The 23,959-nt window shown below is 61.7% G+C and carries 26 protein-coding genes; 10 read left to right on the top strand and 16 right to left on the bottom strand.

The window, feature by feature from the left end; genetic code table 11:
* Positions 1-22 precede the first annotated feature (22 nt).
* The 4 genes from AC1DM5_RS24975 to oiaX all read right to left on the bottom strand — a co-directional run bounded on the left by AC1DM5_RS24975 (position 23) and on the right by oiaX (position 4,619).
* Complete coding sequence (locus tag AC1DM5_RS24975) at positions 23-964, bottom strand: D-ribose ABC transporter substrate-binding protein (RefSeq protein WP_007820525.1); 942 nt, start codon at positions 962-964, stop codon at positions 23-25.
* A 137-nt stretch (positions 965-1,101) separates the two neighbouring features.
* The gene (locus tag AC1DM5_RS24970; protein ID WP_477820467.1) at positions 1,102-1,929 is read right to left on the bottom strand and encodes a phosphogluconate dehydrogenase C-terminal domain-containing protein; all 828 of its coding nucleotides are present in this window, start codon (positions 1,927-1,929) and stop codon (positions 1,102-1,104) included.
* 96 nt (positions 1,930-2,025) lie between these two features.
* Positions 2,026-3,360, bottom strand: coding sequence for a four-carbon acid sugar kinase family protein (locus AC1DM5_RS24965; protein WP_477820468.1), 1,335 nt, complete (start codon positions 3,358-3,360; stop codon positions 2,026-2,028).
* A gap of 2 nt (positions 3,361-3,362) precedes the next feature.
* On the bottom strand, positions 3,363-4,619 hold the full coding sequence (gene oiaX, locus AC1DM5_RS24960; RefSeq protein ID WP_477820469.1) for a 3-oxo-isoapionate-4-phosphate decarboxylase OiaX: 1,257 nt from the start codon (positions 4,617-4,619) through the stop codon (positions 3,363-3,365).
* 182 nt (positions 4,620-4,801) lie between these two features.
* On the opposite strand from oiaX, the gene AC1DM5_RS24955 reads away from it, so the two are divergent.
* Positions 4,802-5,506 carry a transcriptional regulator NanR gene (locus AC1DM5_RS24955; protein WP_025668500.1) on the top strand — a complete coding sequence of 235 codons (705 nt, stop codon included), beginning with the start codon at positions 4,802-4,804 and terminating at the stop codon, positions 5,504-5,506.
* Between the two features lie 55 nt (positions 5,507-5,561).
* Here the strand turns inward: AC1DM5_RS24955 and AC1DM5_RS24950 are convergent, their stop codons facing one another.
* Together AC1DM5_RS24950 and AC1DM5_RS24945 are read right to left on the bottom strand one after the other, a co-directional pair.
* A complete protein-coding gene (locus tag AC1DM5_RS24950) occupies positions 5,562-6,305 on the bottom strand; it encodes an SDR family NAD(P)-dependent oxidoreductase (RefSeq protein ID WP_477975912.1) in 744 nt (247 codons plus the stop codon).
* A 176-nt stretch (positions 6,306-6,481) separates the two neighbouring features.
* Complete coding sequence (locus AC1DM5_RS24945) at positions 6,482-7,048, bottom strand: hypothetical protein (protein ID WP_477820471.1); 567 nt, start codon at positions 7,046-7,048, stop codon at positions 6,482-6,484.
* A gap of 244 nt (positions 7,049-7,292) precedes the next feature.
* Between AC1DM5_RS24945 and AC1DM5_RS24940 the strand changes: the two genes are divergently transcribed.
* Entirely contained in the window at positions 7,293-8,033 is a 741-nt protein-coding gene (locus AC1DM5_RS24940) for a DUF6683 family protein (protein ID WP_477820472.1), read from the top strand.
* A gap of 7 nt (positions 8,034-8,040) precedes the next feature.
* Here the strand turns inward: AC1DM5_RS24940 and AC1DM5_RS24935 are convergent, their stop codons facing one another.
* Together AC1DM5_RS24935 and AC1DM5_RS24930 are read right to left on the bottom strand one after the other, a co-directional pair.
* The gene (locus AC1DM5_RS24935) at positions 8,041-8,673 is read right to left on the bottom strand and encodes a pyridoxamine 5'-phosphate oxidase family protein (protein WP_477820473.1); all 633 of its coding nucleotides are present in this window, start codon (positions 8,671-8,673) and stop codon (positions 8,041-8,043) included.
* 55 nt (positions 8,674-8,728) lie between these two features.
* On the bottom strand, positions 8,729-9,274 hold the full coding sequence (locus AC1DM5_RS24930; RefSeq protein ID WP_477820474.1) for a carboxymuconolactone decarboxylase family protein: 546 nt from the start codon (positions 9,272-9,274) through the stop codon (positions 8,729-8,731).
* Positions 9,275-9,395: 121 nt separating this feature from the next.
* Here AC1DM5_RS24930 and AC1DM5_RS24925 point away from each other — a divergent pair, with 121 nt between their 5' ends.
* The 6 genes from AC1DM5_RS24925 to AC1DM5_RS24900 all read left to right on the top strand — a co-directional run bounded on the left by AC1DM5_RS24925 (position 9,396) and on the right by AC1DM5_RS24900 (position 14,810).
* Positions 9,396-10,316: a LysR substrate-binding domain-containing protein gene (locus tag AC1DM5_RS24925; protein ID WP_477820475.1), complete on the top strand. Its 921-nt coding sequence runs from the start codon at positions 9,396-9,398 to the stop codon at positions 10,314-10,316.
* A 120-nt stretch (positions 10,317-10,436) separates the two neighbouring features.
* The gene (locus AC1DM5_RS24920) at positions 10,437-10,913 is read left to right on the top strand and encodes a MarR family winged helix-turn-helix transcriptional regulator (protein ID WP_477820476.1); all 477 of its coding nucleotides are present in this window, start codon (positions 10,437-10,439) and stop codon (positions 10,911-10,913) included.
* Positions 10,910-12,979 carry an FUSC family protein gene (locus AC1DM5_RS24915; protein WP_477820477.1) on the top strand — a complete coding sequence of 690 codons (2,070 nt, stop codon included), beginning with the start codon at positions 10,910-10,912 and terminating at the stop codon, positions 12,977-12,979. The genes AC1DM5_RS24920 and AC1DM5_RS24915 overlap by 4 nt, the downstream gene beginning before the upstream one ends.
* A 5-nt stretch (positions 12,980-12,984) precedes the next feature.
* Positions 12,985-13,194 carry a DUF1656 domain-containing protein gene (locus AC1DM5_RS24910; RefSeq protein WP_025668935.1) on the top strand — a complete coding sequence of 70 codons (210 nt, stop codon included), beginning with the start codon at positions 12,985-12,987 and terminating at the stop codon, positions 13,192-13,194.
* Complete coding sequence (locus tag AC1DM5_RS24905) at positions 13,191-14,054, top strand: HlyD family secretion protein (protein ID WP_025668936.1); 864 nt, start codon at positions 13,191-13,193, stop codon at positions 14,052-14,054. Before AC1DM5_RS24910 ends, AC1DM5_RS24905 begins: the two co-directional genes overlap by 4 nt.
* Before the next feature lie 153 nt (positions 14,055-14,207).
* Positions 14,208-14,810: a hypothetical protein gene (locus AC1DM5_RS24900; RefSeq protein WP_477820478.1), complete on the top strand. Its 603-nt coding sequence runs from the start codon at positions 14,208-14,210 to the stop codon at positions 14,808-14,810.
* Positions 14,811-14,994: 184 nt separating this feature from the next.
* On the opposite strand, the gene AC1DM5_RS24895 is transcribed toward AC1DM5_RS24900, so the two are convergent.
* The 8 genes from AC1DM5_RS24895 to AC1DM5_RS24860 form a co-directional block, all read right to left on the bottom strand.
* Positions 14,995-15,417, bottom strand: coding sequence for a PIN domain-containing protein (locus AC1DM5_RS24895; protein ID WP_477820479.1), 423 nt, complete (start codon positions 15,415-15,417; stop codon positions 14,995-14,997).
* Complete coding sequence (locus AC1DM5_RS24890; protein WP_113320197.1) at positions 15,414-15,659, bottom strand: FitA-like ribbon-helix-helix domain-containing protein; 246 nt, start codon at positions 15,657-15,659, stop codon at positions 15,414-15,416. The genes AC1DM5_RS24895 and AC1DM5_RS24890 overlap by 4 nt, the downstream gene beginning before the upstream one ends.
* Before the next feature lie 104 nt (positions 15,660-15,763).
* Complete coding sequence (locus AC1DM5_RS24885; protein WP_477820480.1) at positions 15,764-16,093, bottom strand: L-rhamnose mutarotase; 330 nt, start codon at positions 16,091-16,093, stop codon at positions 15,764-15,766.
* Between the two features lie 4 nt (positions 16,094-16,097).
* Positions 16,098-17,216 carry a mandelate racemase/muconate lactonizing enzyme family protein gene (locus AC1DM5_RS24880; protein WP_477820481.1) on the bottom strand — a complete coding sequence of 373 codons (1,119 nt, stop codon included), beginning with the start codon at positions 17,214-17,216 and terminating at the stop codon, positions 16,098-16,100.
* Positions 17,217-17,242: 26 nt separating this feature from the next.
* Positions 17,243-18,748 carry a sugar ABC transporter ATP-binding protein gene (locus AC1DM5_RS24875; RefSeq protein ID WP_477820482.1) on the bottom strand — a complete coding sequence of 502 codons (1,506 nt, stop codon included), beginning with the start codon at positions 18,746-18,748 and terminating at the stop codon, positions 17,243-17,245.
* 1 nt (position 18,749) lies between these two features.
* The gene (locus AC1DM5_RS24870; protein ID WP_477820483.1) at positions 18,750-19,706 is read right to left on the bottom strand and encodes an ABC transporter permease; all 957 of its coding nucleotides are present in this window, start codon (positions 19,704-19,706) and stop codon (positions 18,750-18,752) included.
* Positions 19,703-20,722: an ABC transporter permease gene (locus AC1DM5_RS24865; RefSeq protein WP_477820484.1), complete on the bottom strand. Its 1,020-nt coding sequence runs from the start codon at positions 20,720-20,722 to the stop codon at positions 19,703-19,705. Before AC1DM5_RS24865 ends, AC1DM5_RS24870 begins: the two co-directional genes overlap by 4 nt.
* Before the next feature lie 72 nt (positions 20,723-20,794).
* Positions 20,795-21,820 (bottom strand): sugar ABC transporter substrate-binding protein, encoded by a 1,026-nt coding sequence (locus tag AC1DM5_RS24860; RefSeq protein ID WP_477820485.1) that lies wholly within the window; start codon positions 21,818-21,820, stop codon positions 20,795-20,797.
* Positions 21,821-21,970: 150 nt separating this feature from the next.
* Between AC1DM5_RS24860 and AC1DM5_RS24855 the strand changes: the two genes are divergently transcribed.
* Together AC1DM5_RS24855 and AC1DM5_RS24850 are read left to right on the top strand one after the other, a co-directional pair.
* A complete protein-coding gene (locus AC1DM5_RS24855) occupies positions 21,971-22,960 on the top strand; it encodes an alpha/beta hydrolase (RefSeq protein ID WP_477820486.1) in 990 nt (329 codons plus the stop codon).
* Positions 22,932-23,948, top strand: a complete 1,017-nt coding sequence (locus AC1DM5_RS24850) for a GntR family transcriptional regulator (RefSeq protein WP_477820487.1) — start codon at positions 22,932-22,934, stop codon at positions 23,946-23,948. Before AC1DM5_RS24855 ends, AC1DM5_RS24850 begins: the two co-directional genes overlap by 29 nt.
* Positions 23,949-23,959 lie beyond the last annotated feature (11 nt).

Here is a 23,959-nt window from a genome sequence, read left to right as displayed (position 1 = left end):
TCCCTGCAGCAGTCGGTCCGCCTTACTTTGCGATGGCAAAGGTCTCGAGCTTGCCCGCATTGTCGGCATTGATGAGGACGCAGTCCATGAGCTGCTTTTCTTCCTTCGGTGCCGTCTTGTTCTTGATATAGGCATCAGCCTGCTCGACAGCCATCTGGGCCTGCGCATAGGCCGGCTGCAGCACGGTTGCCTTGATGCCGCCTGATTTGATGGAGTCGCGCACATCGTTGGAACCGTCGAAACCGACGACGATCACGTCCTTGCGGCCGGCAGCCTGAAGAGCGGCGATTGCGCCCATGGCCATCGTATCATTGCCGGAGATGACGCCCTTGATATCAGGGTTTGCCTGCAGGATGGTTTCCATCTTGGCGTAGGCTTCCGTCTGGCTCCAGTTGGCCGACTGCTTGGCGACAGACTTCAGATCAGGATAGTCGTCGATGACGTCATGATAGCCCTGCGAGCGGATGCCGGCATTGGTGTCCGACTCTTTACCGACGAGCTCGACATAATTGCCCTTCTCACCCATGAGCTTGACGAATTCCTGCGCGCCGAGCTGGGCGCCCTGATAGTTGTTCGACACGATCTGGGCGACGGCAACGCCGGTCGCATTGATTTCGCGGTCGATGAGGAAGGAGGGGATGCCGGCATCCTTGGCCTTCTTGACGGCGGCAACTGAAGCATCGGCGCCGGCATTGTCGAGGATGATCGCCTTGGCGCCGCGGCCGATGGCGGTATCGATCATTTCCGACTGCTTGTTGGCGTCGTCGTCATGGGTCATGACGAGCGCCTCATAGCCAAGCTCCTTGGCCTTGGCTTCGGCGCCGACGGCTTCCGCCTTGAAGAAGGGGTTGTCGTGGGCCGGCGTGATGATGGCGATCAGGTCAGCCGAAAAGGCCGGCATCGCAACACCAAGCGACAGGGCACCGGCGAAGGCTGCAAGGGTCAGTCTACGGGTAAGCTTCATGGTTTCTCCTCCCAGGTTTGACGCATGGCCGAACCAATCCCGGTTCGGTTCAATCCATGCGAAATCGAAAACCGGCCCGTCTTCAAAGTCCCCCCGGGCCGGCAAGGCGGCAAGGCCCGAGCCCTGCCGCGGCAGTATCAGGTGATGCGCCGGATGCTGTCGGCGATCTCCTGAGGTTCGAAGACCTTCTTCCAATCGTCGCGCATAAGGGCCGGAATGCCGAACTCGATTGCCTTGTTGCAGGCATCTGAGAACACGCCGTCGACTTCCTTGAAGATGACGGCGCCGAGCACGTTCATATGCCCGAGCAGAAAGTCGCGGGCGGCTTCCGCCGGAACACCGCGGGCGACACATTCGTCCATCGCCTGGCGCATGATGACGAGCAGCGAGGCGCAGACGGTTTCCGAAAGGCCGGGCTCCAGCATCGCCATCTGCTCGACCGTGACGCGATGCGAGCGCATGACCGGCGCCCAGATCACCTTGGCGATCTCTTCGCCGAGGCCGTATGCGCTTTCCGGGCCCTGCATCAGGGCGGAGACGATATGCTGCTTGGCAAAGAGGCCGCCGAAATGGTCCTTCTTCGCCTGCATCTCCGTCTCGTCGTTGAAGATCGGCGGATGGCAGGGATGGGTGACGAAATAGGTAAGATCGTCACGATCAGGCAGATGGCCGGCAAAGGGGGCTGCCGCGTCGAGAGCGACGACCATCGTGCCGGGCTTCAGCTTGTCAACGATACCAGCTGCAACCTTGCCGATCGCGGTATCCGGTACGGCGAGGATCACGACGTCAGCACCGTCGAGTGCGGCATCGGCCGGCGTGCAATCGATGCCGAGATCGTTCTTCAGGCGCGCCTTGCCGGCATCGCTGACCTCGACATGGCGAACATCAAAACGGGAACCTTTGAGATTTTTGGCCAGCCGGTATCCCATTTTTCCGCCGGCGCCAAAGAGGGCAATTGCAGTCATGTTTCCTCACCTTCATATGCGGGATTGGTATCGTAACTGGTATGATGAGTCAATCACCATCCCATTATCGTTCGCGGACGGAGTCACCCGGTTGCATCATGCCTTCCGTCCATCCCGGATCTGCGCGAAATAACCGTCGGCGCCGACCTGCCCGCCCTTCAGCGCAATCTGCAGCCCGTCCGTCGGCGCGTAGCCGCCATGGGCGGTGCAGAGCGGCGAACCGGGGGTCTGCGGCAGCGGCAAGAGGGTCGTCAGTGCATCGACGCGCAATTCCTTCAGCGCATGGCTCGACGTGTCGCCGCCGGCGATGACGGCGCGCGAAAGCCCTTCGGTTTGGACAAGGCGGCGCAGGATGGTTCCGAGCGCGCGACCCAGCCGATGGCGGGCGCCAGGCAACTGGTCGATATCGGTACCGCGATCGGCCGAGGGTCCAAGGGCGGTGTGCAGGATGACGCTGCGGCCGGCTTTCAGGGCGGCAAGGCCTGCGGCGACCGCGACGTCAAGTGCCGCCTCGGCATTGGTGCCGACCAGTGCCAGGGGATCGAGCGGAATATCATGAAAGCCGTCAGCAACTGCCGTGCGGATCTGCCGTTCCGTCGTCGGCGAAACGCTGCCGGAGACGACGGCGAGCCGATCCACCTTAGCCGGCGACTGGAACTCGACGCTCTGGCCGATCAGGCCTTTTTCGCGCCACGCATTGATGAGCGAATATTCTATGCCGGAGGAACCGGCCACGAACGCGCCCTTGGCAGCCGTGATGCGCTGCAGCTGCCGGCCGGCGGAAGCCTGGCTCTCGACGGAATCGACATCGAGCAGCAGGATGCCTGACGCCTCGGCGATCAGCTGATCGGTTCTCGCGTCCGCATCAGGTGATGCAAGTAGCGTCAGGTCGGCGAGCGAAACGGCAAGGTCGGTCTGTTTGCCGAGATGAACGGCAAGATCCGCCTCATGCATCGGTGTGACGGGATGACGGCTCATGACCGGGTGGCGGTCGATGCGGAAAACGCGCCCCTGATAGGCGGCAAAGAGATTGCCGAAGGCTGTATAGCGCTTGAGTTGCGGCGCACCGACGATGACGGGCACCAGCTGCTGCTCGAAGATCTCTTTGCCGATCTCGATCGCCTTGCCGATATTGCCGACCTCGGGCGCGGAGTCGAATGTCGAGCAGACCTTGTAGTGGCAGATATTCGCCTGCAAGCCTTTCAGCCATTGGAAGGCCGGGGCAAGATGTTCCTGCATCCAGGCCGGGCTCTCGCTGCGGCTCGTTCCGGCAATGCCAACGGCGCGGCAATCTCGGAAGCGGTCGAGCAGTGCCTGATCAGGAATGCCGAGGAAGAGCACGGTCGGAATGCCGTTGCTGGCGAGCGCTTCCATCACATCGGTGGAGCCGGTGAAATCGTCGCCGTAATAACTGACGAGCAGGTCGCGCATCCTCACGGCGCCTTGCCGTCGCTGAACTTGGCGATCGAAGCGGCAAGCTCGGGATGATCTTTGGCGTAGTCGTCGAGCGGAATGTCGGCGACTGCTGCCTGCCAGGCCTGCTGCACGGCGCGTACGCCGGCTGCCGGTCCCTGCGGATGGCTGACGATGCCGCCGCCGCAGAGATAGAGAAGATCGGTGGTGCGGCCGGTGCGCTGATAGGTTTCGGGCGCCTGGCCGCCCCACTGGCCGGAGCCGGCAACGGGAAGCGGGCAGTCGGAGGGGGTAAAGAGTGGCGTGCTGATCGCCTTGAAGGAAGCAACGAAGCTTTCGTCCGGCTCCCAGTATTTGACACGGATGCCGTTGATCTGGAACTGGTCGACGCCGAGCAGCCGCCAGAGCTGTTGATAGACCTTGAAGTCGAGGCCGATGCCGGGGTGGCGCGTCAGGACGTCCCAGCCGTTGCGATGCGCATGCAGCACGAGGCCCGAGCGCTTGCGCAGGAAGCTCATGCCGCCAAAGCCGATCGAATTGATGTTGACGACGGCGCAGTTGCCGCCAGCCGCAAGCACGAGATCGTGGTTGCGCATCATCTCGTCGGGATCGGCATGCGAGATGCCGAACGCATACATGACCTTCTTGCCGGTCTTCTGCTCGTGATCGAGAATGCGGGGCATAATCGCCGCCACGCGCTCTTTCAGCGGCGAATAGGCGGGGCTCATCAGCTTCTCGTCGTCCTTGATGAAGTCGACGCCGGATTCGATCAGTTCGCCGACAAGCTCCGCCGTTTCATGCGGGCGCAGACCGAGCGCCGGCTTGACAATCGTGCCGATGATCGGCCGGCCCTCGACGCCGGTCAGGCGCCGGCTGCCGGGAATGCCGAATTGCGGGCCGGGATGGGCTTGTCTGAAGGCCTCCGGAAGCTTCATGTCAACGACGCGCAGGCCGGTCATGCCCTTGATGGAAAAGGTCCCGCCGATCGCGATCGTCATCAGGGCCGAAAGATCCGTGCCGATCGCATCGAGCGGGAATGCGATATCGACATCGGCGCGCTGCAGCCGCACGCCCTCGGGCGCCTCCGGCCAAGAGGGATGGCTCGCATCTTCCAGCGGACGGATGGCGAGCACCCGGGCGGCGACCCGCGACTTCAATTCCTCTGTCTCGCCCGGAACCGAAACAAAGGTGCCGGTCGATTGATCAGAGGCGATTTTGTTCGCCATCGCTTCGACGCTGCCCGGCGTCTCGACGCGGTAGGTGAGGGTTATCATCATGAAATTGCCGGTTGCTCCTCTCGCCACGTCAAGAAGCCATGGCGCCAACTTGTAATCTGGTATAATGAGTATTCCATTTTCTGCAACGGAAATTTTCAACAGGTGTGAATTTCGCTTGGCGCGCTTTGTCGTCGGTCGGTGAAAATGCTAAGGGGAGAGAAGATTTGAGCCAGCGAGACGCCATGACCTCAGCCATCGAGCCAATTGTCCGTCGAAAACTGTCTGATGAGGTTTTTGACCGGCTGGAACGGCTGATCACTTCAGGAGAGTTGCAACCGGGCGACGAGATGCCCTCCGAGCGCGTTCTAATGGAACGCTTCGGCGTCGGCCGTCCGGCCATCCGCGAGGCGATGCAATCTCTCGCCAACAAGGGCCTCGTCAGCATCTCGCACGGCGAGCGGGCGAAGGTCCTGAAACTGACTGCGCAGTCGATCTTCCGGCAGGTCGACCTGACGGCGAAGATCATGCTGTCGCAATCGGCGGATTCGCTGGAGCACCTGAAAAGCGCCCGTATCTTCTTCGAGCGCGGCATGGCGCGCGAGGCCGCCCAGCGCGCCAAGCAGGCCGATGTCGAAGCGCTTCGCGAGATCATCGACCATCAGCGCGCTTCGCTCGGCCACGCCGAAGAATTCATTTCCGCAGACATGCGGTTCCATACCCGCATCGCCCAGATCTCCGGCAATCCGATCTATGTGGCCGTCAGCGAAGCCATGCTGGCATGGCTGAAGGAATATCATACGGAAATGCTGATCTGGACCGGCAAGGAAAAATATACGCTCGCCGAACATGAAGAGATCCTGGAGCAGCTTGCCGCCAACGACGCCGATGGCGCCGAAGCGGCGGTGCTCAAGCATCTGGAGCGTTCGCGTTCGCTTTATATGAAGTAGAGCCAGCCGCTTGCGGCGAACGGCGCAGCAATGCCATTCACTCGCAAACAGAATGTCAGTGGTGACAGCAATCCTGAGCCACTTCAGGCGCTGGCGGAACGTAAGCGGCAAATTCCTGCTCAAGTGCCTTTACGACGCCGGTGCGCCAGCCATCGGCAACGCGTTCGGAATAGGGGTCGGGGAAGATATCCTCCTCGCCTCTTTCGAAACCGTCGAGGATTCCCGCTGCCACCAGGGCAGGCGTCGACTTCGGCACCTCGAAGCCGCGTGTCATGTCGGTATCAACCGGCCCCGTGAAGCAGCTGTGCACCGCGACACCGCGCGCTGACAAGAGCGCTCGGAAGGCCTGCATGAGATTATGTGCCGCCGCCTTCCAAATCGAATAGGCCGGCGTGGAAGGGACCGGCACGAGTGCCGACAGGGAGAGGTTGTTGATGATGGCGCCTTTCGACCGCGTCAACGCCGGCACAAAAGCCTGGGTCACCCTCAGCGGCCCGAAAAAATTGACCGCCAGATGGCGATTGATGATGTCTGTATCACCGAGATCGTCGGGCATGAAGATTCCGGCATTGTTGATGAGGATATCGAGGTTCTCGACGGTGGCGGCCACCTGCCGGACATCATGCTCGTCGGTGATATCGAGTTTGAAGAAGGTGACGCGCTCATCCCCATGCTGATGCTCGCTGCGCGATCCCGCGTAAACGCGCTTTGCACCGCGCCGCAGCGCTTCGTCCAAGAGAGCCCGGCCGATGCCGCGATTGGCGCCGGTGATCAAGACCGTTTTGTTTTCGATGTTCAAGACATGCTCCTATAATTGACCATGCCATCAGGAGGGGTTCCCTGATGATCGCCGAGGAGCCTAGGCCGGGCCGCCAATGAGCGGGAGTAACAAGTCTGGCGGGATTTCTGGAGCGCTGATGACGGCAACAGTCGCCCGTTTCGCGTTGTATAATGCCCTCTATTCTCGGTTCTTTGCTACTTAGGCAGCTTGCCCAATTGCTGCGCCACCGACGGGTCGATCACCACAAGGAACATCAAGGCGCCCGCGGGCGCAAAGGCATTGGCAAGGCTGATGCCGAAAAAGGCTTTTCGTCCGCTGCCATCAACGATCCAGTAGCGAAAGCCCGGAGTGATTGACGACTTCATCTCGCCGACGAACTGGCTTGTCTGGAATGTCGCGAGCAAAGTCTCTTCCTGAAGGCTGCCGCCACCCATTCCGAGAACCATGCAACCCTTTGCGGGCTTTTCCAGGACGGTGCCTTCGCTCACCTCCAGCAGAAAATCGTCGGGTGATTTCTTCCCCGGTGTTCCGACCTCCCAGAAGGTCTTGCTGGTCGGCATCATCATCGGCACGTTCGCCGGGCTGAGCCTATCGGTGGTGGTCGAGCTCTTGGAGGGTTGATAGGGCGCCATATCGATATTCTTGAAATCCGGAAACTGCGCGAGACAGGTCTTCATGAAGACCTCGGCGACCCTGCCTTCAGCCATTGCCGACGATGCCAGGAGAGTGAGGCCAAGACATGCCGCAAGATGAGCCTTCACCGGAGCCTCCATCGTTTCTGTCCGGATATTGCTCAAACTATCCCCGGAGGCTGGGGCAAAGTCCAGTTGCTGCTCAGGCTACAGGCGGGATATGTTCGATGCCGGTCAATGTCGCACATTCGCAATACGGTTCTGCGAGGATACGAAACTGCGGGCAAGCGAAGTAGGCCGCAAGCCATCTCTCCACCTTGCCGACCCGAACACGCCGCATATATTCGCCTCGGCTGCGCCTTGGGGTTCCTTGATGAGACATGTTCGGATTATCGTCGTTGGGTTCATTCTCTGCCTGCCGGTGAGCGCAAGCGCCCAGGCAGATTTTGCCGGGCCGCTGAGCCCCGGCGCCTTCGAGGCCACCTTGAATATGGGGCCGATCGCCGAGACGCTGCGCCGGCAAATACAGCCCCCGTTGCCGCAAGGGAAGGCAGGAAAGCAAGCGCCTGCCGCCACCAAGCCGGTCAGCGTCGCAGACTTTCGCTATACACCGTCGAAGTCGCGCCGTTCCGCCAATCTCGAGAATTTCGTATCGAAGACCAAAGCCGTCGATCCGAAAGGTGCTGACACGCTCGCCAAACTCGTTGCCTCGCAGGATATCATCGAGGCAATGCGCCCACCGCTTGCCCGCTACGGCCTGAGGATCGACAATGTTGTCGATGCCTATACCGTCTGGCTGATCAACAGCTGGCAGGCGACGCGCGGCACGACCGACGATCCGAGCCCGGCATCCACGGCTGCCGTGCGCCGGCAGGTCATGAATGCCATGGCATCGGCCGCCATCGTCACCACCGCAGACGACGCGTCGAAACAGGAGATGGCTGAAGCCCTGCTGCTGCAGGCGCTGCTGGTCGAAAGCGCCGTCGAGCAGTCTCAGAGCAATCCCGACCAGCTCCAGGCCGTCGGCCGGGCAGCAGCCCAGGGCGCACTTGGCATGGGCATTGACCTCGCCAGTATGACGCTCACCGATCGGGGCATGGTTTCGGCTCAGTAGCCAAGCGCTACTCGGTATCTCCAGGGCGCGCGATCTGCGCCCGCAAGGCGGCATTCTCGGCCTCCAGCTCTGCGAGACGCTCGCGAAGCGGCTGGACGGCGACGGCGATCTCCGCCTCGGTATAGCGCGGCGTGATATGCTGCGGGCAATTCCAGTCGAAAGCTTCGAGGCGCAGGCGGAAGAGGCGTTCCGGCTTTGCGCGATAGGAGGGCGCGGCGACAAGCTCCGTCAGCGCAGGATCGGCATCGAGCGCCAGCTTTTCGGCATGCGCATAGATCTTCAGCCGCGCGCGGCGGGGATAATCCATGAGAAAGAGGCAGACCCGCTCATTGGCCGCCAGATTGCCGACGCTTATATACTGGCGGTTGCCGCGATAATCCGCAAAGGCAAGCGTGCGATCATCGACCACCTTGAGAAAGCCCTGCGGGCCGCCCCGGTGCTGGACATAGGGCCAGCCCGTTTCGGAAACGGAGGCCATGTAGAAACTGTCGCGCGACGCAATGAAGGCGCTCTCGTTTTCAGTGAAGCGGTCGAAGCTGCGGGCCGTCGGCAGGTTGGTCCAGAAATCCTGAACACCCATTTCGGCCTGGGCGGCGCGCACGCTGGGCGTCGAGGCTATGTCGAGAAATCCATAGGACATGATCCATCTCCTCAAGGTTGGGAGGGAGCGGAGCTTCAGCCCCGCTCGTCATCCGTCAGGCGGCATTGGCAGCAGGCACGACCGGGAAGTCGATATCGGTCTTGGCGACTTCGTTCAGATAATTGGTGAAAGTGTTTTCGGCGACCAGAGCGACGATTTCGACGATCTGCGCATCCGAAAAACCGGCAGCGCGGACGCTCGCGATGTCGGCGTCGGCGACATGGCCGCGCGCTTCGGCAATCTTTGCCGCAAAGCCGACGGCAGCATTCGCCTTGGCATCGGCCGAGGCACCCTTCCGGTTGAGGGCGATTTCTTCCGGGCTGATCTTTGCAAGGTTGAGGCCGAGATAGGTATGGGCCGACAGGCAGTAGTCGCAGCCGTTCACTTCAGCGACGGCCAGTGCGATCCGTTCACGCGTCTTGACATCGAGTGTCCTGGAAAGAGCGTTCTGGAAGCTGGTGAAGGCGGTCAGCGCGGCCGGGCTGTTGGCGACAAGGCGGAAGATATTCGGAACCGAGCCCAGCGCCTTCTGGATGGCGTCGAGCGTTGGCTTTGTTGCTTCTGGCACATCGTCCTTGGCGGGAATGAAAATGCGGGACATGGAGATCTCCTTCGCTGCTGGCAAACCGTGATTGGCTTGTTGATGCAAATGTGTCGATTTCCATTCACCAAGAGAATATGCTTAAAATGAAAGTGATTTTACCGGAAAATGGAAGAGTAGTTTGGACCGGTTCGAAGCCATGTCGATGTTGCTGGAGGTGGTGGACAGGGGAAACCTGTCGGCGGCCAGCCGTTCGTTGAAAATTCCCCTGCCGACGCTGAGCCGCAAGATCACCGATCTGGAGACGCTGCTCGGAACCAAGCTGCTTACCCGCACCACTCGCAAGATCGCCTTGACCGATGCAGGCACTACCTATGTCGATGCCGCCAGGCGCATCCTCGAGCAGGTGGAGGAGGCCGAACGTCAGGCATCCGGCGAATTCGCCATGCCGAAGGGCGAGTTGGTGATCACAGCTCCGGTGCAGTTCGGCCGCCTTCACGTGCTGCCTGTCGTGACGGACTTTCTGGCGACCTTTCCGGCAATCAACGTGCGGCTGATGCTGGCGGACCGCAATATCGATCTCGTCGACGAGCATGTCGATATGGCCGTGCGCATCGGCAATTTGCCCGACAGCGCCATGGTCGCCACGCGCGTCGGTACGGTTCGCAGGGTCGTCTGCGGCAGTCCGGCCTTCTTTGCCGGCCGCGGTGTGCCGAAGGAGCCAGCCGATCTTCTGAGCCTGCCCTGCATCAGCGTCGAGATCCTGACGCCAGCTGTCGGCTGGCAGTTCCAGAAGCCCGGAGCAGCAAAGGCCATTGAGGTGCCGATCAGCCCGCGGCTTTCCGTCACCACGACCGAGGCGGCGGCCGAGGCCGCCATCCGCGGCGCCGGCATCACCAGGCTGCTGTATTATCAGGTCGCAGGGGCGATCGCGGCCGGCGCGCTCGAACTCGTGCTCGAGGACTTCGAACCGGAGCCCGCTCCCATCCACCTGATCCATCTCGCACGTGGCCAGATGCCGCTCAAGATGCGCCACTTTCTGGATTTCGCCGCACCCCGGCTGCGGGCGAGCGTCGCTGCCCTGCACTCTTCCTCCAGGTAAGGAAAATCCTGCCCATGTCCATCCTGACGCCAGTTGTCTTCGGACATCCGTCGGGAGCAATTTTCCGTTCTTTCTAGAATACCATTTGAATCCTAACTATTTTAATGCTACTAGAATAGCATGCAATCATTTACGTCCCTTCAGCGCGTTTTCACCGCGAACCTTTTGTCGACCGGCCGCCAATGGCGCCGAGCGGTGGATCTTGCGCTGACCTCCCACGGCATCTCGGAAGCCTGCGCAGCACCATTGCTCTGGATTGGCCGTTTGGGCGGCGGGGTGCGCCAGGTCGTGCTGGCCAATCACGTCGGCATCGAAGGGCCTTCTCTGGTCAGGTTGCTCGACCAGCTGGAAGCGCTCGGGCTTGTGGTGCGCAAGGATGATCCGATCGACAGGCGGGCAAAGGGTCTCTGGCTGACGGAGGAGGGCCAGAGCCTCGCAACCCGGATGGAGGCCGTTCTCGATGACCTGCGCGGCAGGATCCTCGTAAACGTCAGTGAAGCCGATCTCGAAGCGGCGGTCCGCGTTCTGCAGGCCTTCGAAGAGATCAGCCCGTCGCAGGTTGCGGCGGTTGCACAGCAGTTTGAGGAAACATCGTGACCCTTCCCTCCTGGCGGGACTGGCTTTTCTCAGCGAAGGCCTTCCTCGCCTCCATGCTTGCCCTTTTCATTGCCTTGTCCCTGGACCTGCCGCGGCCTTACTGGGCGATGGCGGCCGTCTATGTCGTCGCCAATCCGCTCGCGGGTGCGACAAGTTCGAAGGGCCTCTATCGCGCGCTCGGCACACTTCTCGGCGCAAGTGCGGCCGTTTTCTTCGTGCCGCTCTTCGTCAACGCGCCGGAGCTTTTGAGCATCGTCATCGCGCTCTGGACCGGCACGTTGCTCTTCATCTCGATGCTGGACCGTTCTTCACGCAGCTACGTCTTCATGCTGGCCGGCTATTCCCTACCGCTGATCGCGCTACCGTCAGTCGGTTCGCCTGACACCATCTTCGACACAGCCCTTGCCCGCTCGGAAGAGATCATTATCGGCATCGTCTGCGCCAGCCTCGTCAGTGCCGTCGTCTTCCCGACCAGTGTGCGCAGCGTGCTCGGCCAGCGCATTTCCACTTGGCTTGACGATGCCGGCAGCTGGGCAAATGATATTCTGCGCGGCGAGGGTGCGACGCCGGCAACGCCCTTGAAACGGCAGAAGCTTGCCGCCGACGTCACCGGCCTCGACCTCATCATCAGCCAGCTTGGTTACGACGCAGGCAGCCGCGATATCGTGCGCCATTCGCGCGAGCTGCGCGGCCGTCTCCTGATGCTGCTGCCGCTCTTCTCATCGCTCGCAGATCGTCTTCACGCGCTGAAGACCGAGCGCGAGGTGCTGCCAAAAGATTTGATCTGCCTGCTGAACGGGGTCGCCGACTGGCTGAGCCTTGGCGCAAAATCTCAGGCTGACGACACGGCTGAAAAGCTGGCGCAGCGGATCGAAAGTCTCCGCGAGGCCGACCCAGATCGGCGCTGGGGCGACCTGCTGCTTTCAAGTGCTCTGGCGCGGCTGAAGGAGATCGTCGATCTCTGGCAGGATTGCCTGACGCTGCGCGACGAAATCATAAGCGGCAAACATTCCGGCCCCTGGCGGCCGGCCTTTCGCCATCGCCAGATCGTCGGCCGTATCAGGCATTTCGATTATGCGCTGCTGGCCTTCCAGGCGAGCGCCGTCGTTGCCGGTATTCTCATCGCCTGCCTGTTCTGGATCTACAGCGGCTGGCAGAATGGCGCCGGCTTCGTCACCATGGCAGCCGTTGCCTGCTCCTTCTTCGCAGCGCTTGATCGGCCGGCCCCCTTCATCACCTCGATGTTCATCTGGTGCGGCATCAGCCTCATCATCTCCTTCGTCTATATTTTCGGCATCCTGCCGATGGTCAACAGCTACGAGCTCCTGGTTCTTGTCTTCACTCCGCCCTTCCTGCTCTTGGGGCTGATGATCCCCAAGCCGCAGTTCAACATGCTGGCCATGCTGCTGACAGTAAACAGCGCCTCCTTCATCGCGCTGCAGGATCGCTACACGTCCGATTTCACCACCTTCACCAATGAAGCGGTCGCTGCACTCGCCGGCATCGGCTTTGCCTTGGTCTGGACGCTGATCGCCCGTCCTTTCGGCGCCGAACTCGCCGCCTGGCGGCTGGTGCGGGCCGGCTGGACCGATCTTGCCGAGACGGCGGCGGGCGAACGCCGTGCCGATCACCAGCGGCTTTCCGGCCGCATTCTCGATCGCCTCGGCCAGCTCGTACCGCGCCTTGCCGTCGTCGAGGACCGCGAATTGAAGAAGGTGGATGGCTTTGCCGAAGTGCGCATCGGCTTCAACGTGCTGATGCTGCAGGGCGAACGCAAGAGACTGCGTGGCGCGAGCGCCGCATCGCTTGGCGCGGTTCTCTCCGGCATTGCCGATTTCTATCATGACCGTATTGCGGCCGGTCGGGCGCTCGATCCGCAGGAGGGCCTGCGTCAGTCGATCGACGACAGCCTCAAAATCATCGCGCTCGAAGACAACAGACGCGGCGCCGACAGCATCGACGCCCTCGTCGGCCTCAGACGCGTCCTTTTCCCTGACGCAGCCCCGCCAGCAAGCTGGCACGCGGCCGAGGCTGCGCCACAACTCCTCCCGCTTGCCGCTGAGTAATTGTCATGCCTGCAGAATTTGATGTTTACGGCGTCTATGTCCCACGCCTCCTCGTCCTCATGGTGCTGAGCCTGATGCTGATCATCGTCATCAGACGGATGCTGGCCTGGCTCGGTGCCTATTCCCTCGTCTGGCACCGCGGTCTCTTCGACCTCGCCCTCTACGTGCTCGTCCTTGGAGCCGTTTCCTCCTTCACACGCTGGTATTTCGCATGAACTCCCTGAAATTCATTGGTCGCCTCATCGTCACTCTTGCCGTGGTCGTCGCCGCCGTCTTCGTCGGCCGCGGGCTCTGGGGCCACTATATGGACGAACCCTGGACGCGCGATGCGCGACTGCGCGCCGATGTCGTCGGCCTAGCGCCCGATGTCTCTGGCCTCGTCAGCGAGGTGCTCGTCACCGATAATCAGGCGGTGAAGAAGGGCGATATCCTCTTCCGCGTCGACCGCGCACGTTTCTCGATCGCGCTCGCTCAATCCGAAGCGGCACTCGAAGGCAGCAAGGCCGCGCTCGACCAGGCACACCGCGAGCGCGAGCGCCAGGAGCGCCTCGGGCAAGCCGCGTCCCTGCAGCAGAAGGAACAGGCGCAGACGGCCGAAGAACAGGCCGAGGCCGCCTTCCGCCAGGCGACTGCCAACCGCGATCTCGCTGCGCTCAATCTTGAACGCTCGGAGATCAAGGCGACGGTCAATGGAACGGTCTCCAATCTCAGCCTGCGCCCGGGCGATTATGTCAGCGCCGGAACCGCCAAGATTGCGCTGATCGATACGGATTCGCTCCGCGTCGAAGGCTATTTCGAAGAAACCAAGCTGCAGCGCATCCACCCCGGCGACAAGGTATCCATCCACCTGATGGGCCAGACGAAAAGCCTTGACGGCCATGTTGAAAGCATCGCTACCGGCATCGAGGACCGCGAACGTACCGCCGGCACCGGCCTGCTCGCCAACATCAACCCCACGTTCAGCTGGGTGCGCCTTGCCCAGCGCGTGCCGGTGCGCATCAGCATCGACACCGTGCCTGATGATGTCAGGCTGATCGCCGGTCTGACGGCAACCGTCGAGGTGGGCAAGAGCTGATGGCAAGCTCTCGTCTGGCCTCCGAATCTGGATAATAATGCAGGCTGAACAAGATCGAAGGTGAGATCACTGGGGCTTCGCAGAATGATAAAATCCGCTTGCAGGCACGCAGTCCTTGTCGCTGCTGTGCTGCTGTCATCGGTGGTCGCCACAATGGCGCAGAGCCAGCCCGCCTCCGTCTGGAGCGACTTCATCCGGGACAGGCGCGATCTCGCCGCTCTCAATGAGCACAAACGGAAAAAAATCCTCAATGACCTCGGTGCGGCGATCATGGCCGATCCCGACGGCGTGAGTATCGAGATCGAAAGAAGCAGGGGCGCGCCGGCGCTTTGCCAATATATGCGCGTCATGTTCGCAAGCGACAGAACGCCTGAGGTGGTTGATCAGCTTGACGCCGTGCTCCATTGGGGCAAACCGGATAAATCCATCCGCGAGATGCTGAGTGCACCCGCTTATGACGACGGCAGCACCTGGTTTCCAAGGGCGAAGAGAGCTGGCTATTTCACCGGTTGCGTGGCCGGGGTTCTTGATGGAAAGAGGAGAAGCAGCACGAGCCTCGCGGGCCGATTGCCTTTGCTCCTGAGTTCGAGGGATCAAACCATCATTGCCCTGCAGATTGCCGAGCGCTTGAAGATTGGACGGCCATCCAAAGGCGATAGCTATCGCGAGTGGATGCTGAATGGCCTATCGAAAAAAGACCTTGTCTCGCCGGATGTGATGGATTGGTTCGAGCTTGGTTTCGACAGAGCGTATTGAATGGGTTCAATAAGTACAGCCGTCGCAATCGCGATGCGGCCCGGCAATTATCTTGCCTGCCGGACGTCGAGCAGCACCACCACACTGACGAGAAGGATCAGCAAGGATAGGGCCGGCCTAGGCGTGGATAGTCGGAAAATTTGCAACCGACCGACCCCGGCCCTGATGAGATCGCCTGTTTAGATCAGCTTGCCTTCCATGGGTTCACGATCGCCAGGCCGATATTCTCGAAATCGGCTTCGTTGCGCGTCGCAAGCGACGCGCCGCGAGATAAGGCTATGGCTGCGATTTGTGCATCAAATTGGCTGATTGGGCGGCCGGCAGCGCGCCGCCTGGTCGCTATAGCGGCATAGACGTCAGCTGCTTCGCGATCGAAGGGGAGGACACGCCCAGCAAGATCCTCATTGAAGATCGGCAATATTGCGGCCTCTAGCTCCCGATGGCGGCGACCTTCGGGTAGTAACCGCAAGCCGTACAGGATTTCTGCCTCGGTGATAGACGTCGTGAATACCGAAGCTGGGCCCTGCTCGGCCAACCAGTCGATGACGGCAGGGCTCGGCGATGACACCAGCAGCTCGGAAAGAACATTCGTATCGAGGATGATCACTGTTCGAAATCCGGCATGTCACGAATAGGCTCACGTGCGGGAATATCAAGGTCAACGCCACCGGTCGGTGCAACGCGTGCCCTGATGGATTGAACAAGGTTGCGTGGTGTCTCGCCGGTGGCCAGTGCCGATCGAAGAATATCGCGCGCTTCGTCTTCCATGGACCGGCCGTGGCTCGCAGCCCGGATTCGCAGGCGCCGTTTCAGCGCATCATCGATATTGCGGATAGTCATGCTGGCCATAAAAGCCTCCTGATATCATTGATTGCATATAATGCAATGATGGCAGAATTGCAATTCAATGGAACCCGGAAGCGTTCTGTTTCGAGCGCGTGAGCAACGCCCGTTCAATCACAGTGAAACACTTCCGGCATCATCGCCCACCACTCACCGTCCTTGCGCGTAGCAAGCGGCTTCTGGCAGGGCATGCAGGCCGCCCACCATTCCCGATTTGCCGGATCGGCGGCCATCTTCGCCATGTCGGCTTCGAAATCGTCACCGACATATTCCCAATAGCCGAACAGCAGGTTTTCCGGCTCCTTCAGGAAGATCGAATAGTTGGTGATGTTGCAGGCAGAAATCAGCGCCAGGATCTCCGGCCAGACGGCCGCATGCAGTGCCTTGTAGTCTGCGACCCTGTCCGGCTCCAGACCGATCACCATGCCCATGCGCTGCATATTGCTACCGCCCCTGGGTAATTTCTGTCGTGAATTCGGCGATGCTGCGTTTCTTGACGGCGTCCCAGTCCCATTCGATGCCGATGCCGGGTTCGGAGGGGGCGATGGCGCGGCCGTCGCGGATTTCCATACCCTTGGTGGTCAGATCGTCGAGCTGCGGAATGTATTCGACGTATTTGCCGTTCTGGATGGCGCAGACCAGGCTGACATGCAGCTCCATCAGAAAATGCGGGCAGACGGGAATATCGAAGGCCTCGGCCGCATGCGCCACCTTCAGCCAGGGGGTAATGCCGCCGATGCGGGCAACATCGACCTGCACGATCGAGCAGGCGCCCTTCTGCATATATTCGCGGAAATGCCGGATCGAATAGAGGGATTCGCCGACGGCAATCGGTGTCGGGGTCGAGCGCGACAGCCGGATATGGCCGTCGAGATCGTCGGCCGGCAGCGGCTCTTCGATCCAGGCGAGATCGAGTTCCCTCAGACGCGCCGCCCGGCGGATCACTTCATCGACGGTAAAGCCTTGGTTGCAGTCGGTCATGATCTCGAAGCCGTCGCCGAGGGCGGCGCGCATCGCAGACAACCGGTCGTAGTCGTCGGCGCCGTGAGGCTTGCCGATCTTCACCTTCGAGCCGGAAAAACCCTTCGCCTTCGCCTGCAGGGCGTCTTCGACTAGCGCCTCCTTTTCGATATGCAGCCAGCCGCCTTCGGTTGTATAGAGCGGGCAGCTCTCCTTGGCACCGCCGGCAAGCTTCCAGAGCGGCAGGCCCTGCTTCCTGGCTCTCAGATCCCAGAGCGCTGTATCGACGGCGGCAAGTGCCAGCGCGGTGATAGCACCGATCGTCGTGGCGTGGGTCGCAAATTCCAGTCTGTGCCAGATCGCCTCGATGCAATCGGCATCTTCGCCGATCAGGAGCGGGACCAGATGGTCCGACAGAAGCCGCATGACGGAGGAGCCGCCCGTGCCGATCGTGTAGGAATAGCCGGTGCCGGAGGCACCGTCGGAATCGGTGATGGTGACGATTGGCGTTTCCTGGCTGACGAAGCTCTGGATGGCGTCGGTGCGCTTCACCTTCGGCGGCAGGTCCACCATGCGCAATTCGATCTTTTCAATGCGGGCCATGGTTCCTCCTAGCGTGCCATGCGGGTTTAAGCGGGTTCGGCCGCGTGGATTGCCGACATGATGGCGCGGCTTGCCGTCTCATATTTGCGGTCGTTTTCATGTTCGTGGACGATCCTGAAATCGTGCATGACGAGGATGCGGTCGGCGAGCGCCACCATTTCCGGCATGTCGCTGGAGATCAGCAGGATCGCCATGCCCCTGTCGGCAAGCCCGTTGATCAGTTCGTGAATATAGGCCTTGGCCTTGATGTCGATGCCGACGGTCGGCTCGTCGATGAAGAGGATATCGACATCGGCGGCGAGCCACTTGGCGAGCGACACCTTCTGCTGGTTGCCGCCCGAGAGATTGCCGACGAGCTGTTCCAGATTGGGCGTGCGGATTTCCAGCTGCCGGGCAAGTGGTGCGGCGGTCTTGCGCTCCTGGCCGGCGCCGATCAGGCCGAAGGTCGAGGCGATCCTGCCCCAGACGGTCATGGCAATATTCGAACGGATGGGATGGGCGAGGATGACGCCCTCGTGTTTCCTGTCCTCGCTGACATAGCCCATGCGAAAGCGCTTGATCGCCTCTTCGACCGAGCCGATGCGCACCGGTTTGCCGTCGATCAGAACCGTACCCGACTTGAGCTTGTCCTTGCCGATGATAGCGCGAACGAGCTCCGTGCGGCCGGCGCCGACGAGGCCGTAGAGGCCGAGGATTTCACCGCGACGGAGGGAAAAAGAGATATTGCCGTGGCCGGTCGCTGTCGCGACATCGCGAAGCTCGATCTTCGGCGCGCCTTCCTTTGGCTTGCCGGAGCGGGCAATCACCGGCCGCTCCGCGCGGCCAATCATCGCCTCGATCAGCGTCTGCCGTGTCATGCCGGCCATCGGCGCGCCACGCAGCGTCGTTTCGCCGTCGCGCAGAACCGTGACCTGGTCGCAAAGGCTCAAGACCTCTTCGAGCTTGTGGCTGACGAAGAGGATCGCGGTTCCCTGATCACGCAGTTGTCGCACGAGCCTGAAGAGAATTTCGGTCTCGGCATCGGTGATCGATGCCGTCGGCTCGTCGAGCAGCAGAACCTTGGCCTGGTGGCTCAGCGCCTTGGCAATCTCCACCATCTGCATCTGGGCGACGCTGAGGCGGCGCACTTCGGTTGCCGGATCGACATCGAGGCCGACCTTGTGAAGGTGTTCGCGCGCCTGTTCGTTGGCGCGGCGAAAATCGACGAGGCCGTTTCGAACCGGCAGCCCCTCCAGGAGAATGTTCTCGGCCACCGAAAAGCGGGGAATGAGGTTACGCTCCTGATGCACCGCCGAAATGCCGAGCGCGATCGCGTCACGCGGCGAAGCGAGCGATAGCGGCGCCCCATCCAGCGTCACTGTCCCGCTGTCTGGCCGATGGACACCGGTGATGATCTTGATCAGCGTCGATTTGCCGGCGCCGTTTTCGCCCATCAGCGCGTGGATCTCGCCGCCATTGAGGCTCAGCGACGCATTGTTGAGCGCCCGGACGCCCGGGAAGGATTTGCCGATTCGGTCCAGAACGAGTGCCATCTCAATCCTCCCCGACCCGGACTGCGCGGTAGCGGTTGACCCAGACGGCGGCGAGGATCAGCGCGCCGAGCAGGAAGGTGACCCAGTAGGGATCGACCGCCAGCAGCACCATGGCATTCTGGATCAGCCCGACCAGCAACACGGCGATGAGGGTGCCGAGGATGGAGATCGAGCCGCCGGCAAGGCTCGCCCCGCCGATGATCGGCGCTGCAAAGGAAATGACCACCCAGTCCGCGCCGATCGTCGGCTGCGCCGAACCGAGCTGGGCGACGGCGAGCACGCCGGCGGTTGCGGCCAGCAGGCCGGAAAGCACATGCGCCATGATCGTCGCGCGGGCGACCGAAATGCCCGACAGTTCCGCCGCATGGGCATTGCCGCCGACCGCCAGCATGTAGCGTCCCTCGACCGTGCGGGCAAAGAAGATGACGAGCAGCACGGTCACCACCAGCGGCACGATCAGCAGCAGCGGGAAGGGACCGAGGCGTCCATTGCCGAAGGCGACGAAGGCCGGCGACAGATTGTAGAATGGAATGGCCTTGGTGATGCCGAGATTGATGCCGGCAAAGGCCGATCCGGTCGCGAGTGTGACGATGAAGCCGTTGATGCCGGTGCGCACCGTCAGCCAGCCATTGATAAAACCGGCAAGGCCGCCGAAGGCGATGCCGACAATGATCGCGGCGATGGCCGGCAGTCCCCAGACATCCATAAGCCCGCCGGTCACGACAGCGACGAGCCCGCCGAGCGCCCCGACGGAAAGGTTCATCTGGCCGACGCCCAGCATGACCATCTGGCTGAAGGCGACGAGCAGCGATACGCAGATGCTGCGCAGCATGACGAACCAATTGAATTCCGTCATGAAGGCGGGGGAGGCGAAGGCGAGCGCGATGCCGCCGGCGATGACGCCGACCAGGATGCCGGACCATTGTGTCCTTGCGGCAAGGGAAATCAGCGTCTTCATGCGCGCCTCGTCTGTTCGCGGATTGCGAGCTTCGTCCGGTAGCGTTCGAACAGGATCGCCGAGAGCAGGAAGATGCCGAGGAAGAGCTGCAGCCAGAAATTCCCGACCTGCAGCACCAGCAGGCCACTGCGGATGGTTGCGACCAGCATTGCACCGAGGATCGTACCAACCACCGACACCATTCCGCCGGCAAGCGCCGTGCCGCCGATGACGGGGGCAAGGAAAGAGGGCAGCAGCCAATCGTCGCCGGCAACGCCGGGCATGGCAGCTGACAGTCGTGACGTCAGCATCAAGGCTGCCGCTGCGGCCAGCGTTCCCGAGAGCACATGCACGAAGATGATAATCCGTCCGACGGGGACGCCCGACATTTCCGCCGTGCGCGCATTGGCACCGACGGCCAGGATCTGCCGGCCGAGCACCGTATGCTTGAAGAGGATGTAGAGCAGGGCGCCGATCAAAAGCGCGACGACCGCCAGTGACGGCACCGGACCGATGCCGCTGCGGCCGAAAGCGCCGAAACTCGCCGGCAAACCGTTCAGCGGCACGCCCTTGGTGAAGATCAGCATGCCGCCGGAAAACAGGCTGGCGCTGGCGAGCGTGACGATGAAGCTGTTGACGCCGGTCTTGACGATCGCAAGCCCATTCAGCGCGCCGAGAAGGCCGCCGAAGGCGAGTGTCAGGGTGATCGCAACCGGAATGGGCAGGCCTGCCGTCTGCATCAGATAGCCCGCAGCCATGACGGAGCAGACGCCGATCGCGCCAACGGAAAGGTTCATGCCGCCGGTCGCCAGCACCACCATCTGCGCGAAACCGACGACGACATCGATCGCGACCGAGCGGCCCATCGAATTCAGGTTGAAGCGCGACAGGAAGCCCGGCGCCAGACTGGTGAAGACGGCCCACAGGATCAGGAGGATGATCAGCAGGCCAAGCTGCGCCGGCCCCCTGGTCAGCAATCCGAGCAGGCTGTGTCTGCCTGCATCCGGGGCGGGGCTATCATTGTCGATGGGTGCCATGCGCTGGGATGACCGGTCTCGTGGAATTTGGGCGATCCAGGGCGGGGCCTGTTCGACCCCGCACCGTGTTTGTCACTTGCAGGAGAGGTAGGTGTCCTTGAAACTTCCCTGCAGCTTCTTCGTCAGCGCCTTCAGATCGTCCTTGTAGCTGGCGACGTTCTTTTCCGAGATCAGCAGCGTGCCGGAATCGACGAAATGCGCCGTCTGAGGTGTGGCGATCCACGGGGCGTCCGCCTTCACGCTGCAGCCTGCCGCCATCTGGTCGAGCACATAGGCGCCGATATAGGCCTGGCCATAGGGGTTCTGTGCCATGGTGCCGGCGACGAAACCGTCGCGGATGCCGTCAAGGATGATCTTGTCATCGTCGATGCCGACGAGCTTGATCTTCTTGTCGCCAAGGTTCTTGAGCGCGGTCGCAGCCACCACCGAGGAAATATAGCCGGTGGCGATCAGGCCGTTGATCTTGTCCTTCTGCGCAGCAAGCAGGGCATTGATCTTCTGGTCGCCCTGTTCCTGGCTATCGGTATCGCCGACCGTCTGCAGAAGCGTGACGGCGCCATTCGTCTCGCCGACGGCCTTCTCGACCGCCTTGACGCGCAGGGTCGTATTCGGGTCGACGAGCAGGCCTGCGAGATGAACAATCGTGCCCTTGCCGCCGATCGCCTCGATCAGCGCCTTGGTGCCGAGATAGGCCGACTGCGAAACATCGGTCGCCAGGCAAAGCCCGACATCGGTCGGATCCTGCGCGCAGCCGCCAAGTGCCACCGAGGGAATGCCGTTGCTCTTCATTTCCGACAATATGGCGTTGACGCCGACTGCGTCACCCGGAAACACGCCGAAGCCATTGGTGCCCTGTGCCGCAAGGCTTTCCAGAAGCTCAGTCTGCGCCTCCAGTTTCCACTCGCTCGGCACTTTGTACTCGACTGCAGCGATGCCGAAATCCTTGGCGGCATCGGCGGCAGCCTGTTCCCAGGGCGCGAAATAGGGGTGCGGACCGCCCGGAACCAGGGCGATCTTGTTGTCCGAGGCGAAAGCGCTGAGCGGCGCGACTGCCACAGAGCATGCAAGGCCTGCAGCAATGAAACTGCGAATTGTCATGACATCCTCCCGTTTGGGCAAGTCCGGTCCTCTTCCAGCATTGCCATGTGCAATCGCTAACACGATCGAATATCGCATGCAATATTCGATTATTGACTTTTTTGTCATCTTCCCTTTCCATCGCACCAGGCAATCGGCAAGGAGGAGTTGATGGAGCCGCAAGAGAACGGGGCGCGTGTCGACCGATCGAGGCTTCTGCCGGAATATCGGACCATGCTGGAGGAGCAGGACGCGCTTGGCGGAGCTGCGATGGAGACGCTCCCGCCGCAAAAGGCGCGCGCCGATTCCGAAATCCGGCTTGCCCTTCATTGGGGCGCGAAGGACGCGGTCTCCGGCATTGAGGATCTGGAGATTCCTGGCGGCGACGTCAGGCTGAAGGCACGGCTCTACCGCGTGGCCGGAACCGGGCGGACCATCCTGTTCTTCCATGGCGGCGGCTGGATGGTCGGCAGCATCGAGACCCATGACGGGCCGGTTCGCACGCTCGCCAATGCCGCCCACGCCAATGTGCTGTCGGTCGAATATCGCAAAGCGCCGGAGGCACCGTTTCCGGCGGCCTTCGAGGATGCCGAGGCGGCACTTCTCTGGCTTCAGGGAAATGGCGCAACACTTGCGCTCGATGCGGGCAAAGTGATCCTCGCTGGCGACAGCGCCGGTGCCAGCCTTTGCGCATCGCTGGCGATCCGGGCGCGCGATCTCGCCATCCCGCTTGCCGGGCAGGTTTTGATTTATCCGGCTACCGATCTCTCCGGCACGACAGAAAGCCGCCAGGAATTCGCGAACGGCTTTTCCCTGCAACAGTCGACGATGATCTGGTTTGCGGCACATTATCTTTCGGGCGGCACGCTACCCTCCGACCCTCGCGTCTCGCCGCTACTCGCCAGTGATCTTTCGCGCCTCGCACCAACCCTGCTGATCACCGCTGACCACGATCCGCTGCGCGACGAGGGCCGCGCTTATGCACAGCGCTTGATTGCCGCCGGAAATGACGTCTGTTACGAGGAATGGCAGGGAACCATCCATGGTTTCTTCATCATGGATCGCGCAGGAAAAACCGCCCGCAAGCTGATCGGGCGCATCGGGAAATGGGCAGACGGCCTTTGGAACAGACATGACGATGGCAAGCGGGGTGGAGGCTGAAACCGCGGCCACGGCTGTGCGGTCCGAGCCGATCTATCTGACGATCTATCAGGTTCTTCGTGACCATCTGGAGCGGGGGGCGCTGGAGCCCGGCCTCATTCTCGGGCAGGCAAGCATTGCTCGCGCCTTCAATGTCAGCCGTATCCCGGCCGGTATCGCGCTGGCGCGGCTCCTGTCGGAAGGCCTGATCCAGACCTTCGAAGGGCGCGGTTATATCGTGCCGGGCGGCGAGCCGCAGCGCGGCGACCTTTTTGTCGCGGGTCTCGATCTGCCGCATTCGCTGACCGTGCCGGTCGTCAACCGAAGGGAGCAGATCTATCCGGAAGTCGAACATGCCGTTGCCGTCTGTCTTGCCTATGGCCGTTTCCTGCTGAACGAGACAGCACTTGCCCAGCATTACGACGTCAGCCGCACCATCGCCCATGAAGTGCTGACCCAGCTGGAGCGCAGCGGCATCATCGAGCAGGACAGCAATAACCGCTGGTATGCCGGGCCGCTCAGCGCCAAGGTCTTCCGCCATCACTACGACATGCGCCGCCTGCTGGAGCCGGAAGCCCTGCGCCAGGCCTATCCTTTCCTCGATAAGGAGGGTCTTGAGGAGCGCCGGCAGAGATTGAAATCCCTCGGCCCCTATCCACAGGCGCCGGAAAAGCTGGAGCAGGCGGAAGCAGACCTGCATCTCGATTCACTCGCGCCCTGCCCCAATACGGTGCTTCTCGCGGCCGTGCGCCGCAGCCAACGCGTCCTCATCGCCACCCACTCGACCTTCGCCAAGCTGCGCACCGAAGCGGAAATTTCCATGATGATATCGGAGCATACGCGCGTTTATGACGCGCTGCTCGCCGGCGATATCGAGAAGGCCTGCGCAGCACTTGCAGATCACCTGCGCCGGGCGCTCGACCCCAACCTGAAGATCCTCCAGCACTTGCCCGCCATGCCCTCAGGCCTGACACCACCCTATCTGATCCAGGTCAAGGGCGAACGCTGAACGCGCGCATC

The organism is Rhizobium sp. 01T437, assembly GCF_056398505.1.
The sequence above is the reverse complement of the archived record's forward strand: the minus strand, read 5'-3'. Positions and strand labels throughout refer to the sequence as shown.

Bases quoted from the DNA above. Each gene is read 5' to 3' on its own strand.
- AC1DM5_RS24975 (WP_007820525.1), bottom strand. From the start codon at position 964: ATGAAGCTTACCCGTAGACTGACCCTTGCAGCCTTCGCCGGTGCCCTG.
- AC1DM5_RS24970 (WP_477820467.1), bottom strand. From the start codon at position 1,929: ATGACTGCAATTGCCCTCTTTGGCGCCGGCGGAAAAATGGGATACCGG.
- AC1DM5_RS24965 (WP_477820468.1), bottom strand. From the start codon at position 3,360: ATGCGCGACCTGCTCGTCAGTTATTACGGCGACGATTTCACCGGCTCC.
- oiaX (WP_477820469.1), bottom strand. From the start codon at position 4,619: ATGATGATAACCCTCACCTACCGCGTCGAGACGCCGGGCAGCGTCGAA.
- AC1DM5_RS24955 (WP_025668500.1), top strand. From the start codon at position 4,802: ATGACCTCAGCCATCGAGCCAATTGTCCGTCGAAAACTGTCTGATGAG.
- AC1DM5_RS24940 (WP_477820472.1), top strand. From the start codon at position 7,293: ATGAGACATGTTCGGATTATCGTCGTTGGGTTCATTCTCTGCCTGCCG.
- AC1DM5_RS24935 (WP_477820473.1), bottom strand. From the start codon at position 8,673: ATGTCCTATGGATTTCTCGACATAGCCTCGACGCCCAGCGTGCGCGCC.
- AC1DM5_RS24930 (WP_477820474.1), bottom strand. From the start codon at position 9,274: ATGTCCCGCATTTTCATTCCCGCCAAGGACGATGTGCCAGAAGCAACA.
- AC1DM5_RS24920 (WP_477820476.1), top strand. From the start codon at position 10,437: ATGCAATCATTTACGTCCCTTCAGCGCGTTTTCACCGCGAACCTTTTG.
- AC1DM5_RS24910 (WP_025668935.1), top strand. From the start codon at position 12,985: ATGCCTGCAGAATTTGATGTTTACGGCGTCTATGTCCCACGCCTCCTC.
- AC1DM5_RS24905 (WP_025668936.1), top strand. From the start codon at position 13,191: ATGAACTCCCTGAAATTCATTGGTCGCCTCATCGTCACTCTTGCCGTG.
- AC1DM5_RS24900 (WP_477820478.1), top strand. From the start codon at position 14,208: ATGGCGCAGAGCCAGCCCGCCTCCGTCTGGAGCGACTTCATCCGGGAC.
- AC1DM5_RS24890 (WP_113320197.1), bottom strand. From the start codon at position 15,659: ATGGCCAGCATGACTATCCGCAATATCGATGATGCGCTGAAACGGCGC.
- AC1DM5_RS24885 (WP_477820480.1), bottom strand. From the start codon at position 16,093: ATGCAGCGCATGGGCATGGTGATCGGTCTGGAGCCGGACAGGGTCGCA.
- AC1DM5_RS24880 (WP_477820481.1), bottom strand. From the start codon at position 17,216: ATGGCCCGCATTGAAAAGATCGAATTGCGCATGGTGGACCTGCCGCCG.
- AC1DM5_RS24875 (WP_477820482.1), bottom strand. From the start codon at position 18,748: ATGGCACTCGTTCTGGACCGAATCGGCAAATCCTTCCCGGGCGTCCGG.
- AC1DM5_RS24870 (WP_477820483.1), bottom strand. From the start codon at position 19,706: ATGAAGACGCTGATTTCCCTTGCCGCAAGGACACAATGGTCCGGCATC.
- AC1DM5_RS24865 (WP_477820484.1), bottom strand. From the start codon at position 20,722: ATGGCACCCATCGACAATGATAGCCCCGCCCCGGATGCAGGCAGACAC.
- AC1DM5_RS24860 (WP_477820485.1), bottom strand. From the start codon at position 21,820: ATGACAATTCGCAGTTTCATTGCTGCAGGCCTTGCATGCTCTGTGGCA.
- AC1DM5_RS24855 (WP_477820486.1), top strand. From the start codon at position 21,971: ATGGAGCCGCAAGAGAACGGGGCGCGTGTCGACCGATCGAGGCTTCTG.
- AC1DM5_RS24850 (WP_477820487.1), top strand. From the start codon at position 22,932: ATGACGATGGCAAGCGGGGTGGAGGCTGAAACCGCGGCCACGGCTGTG.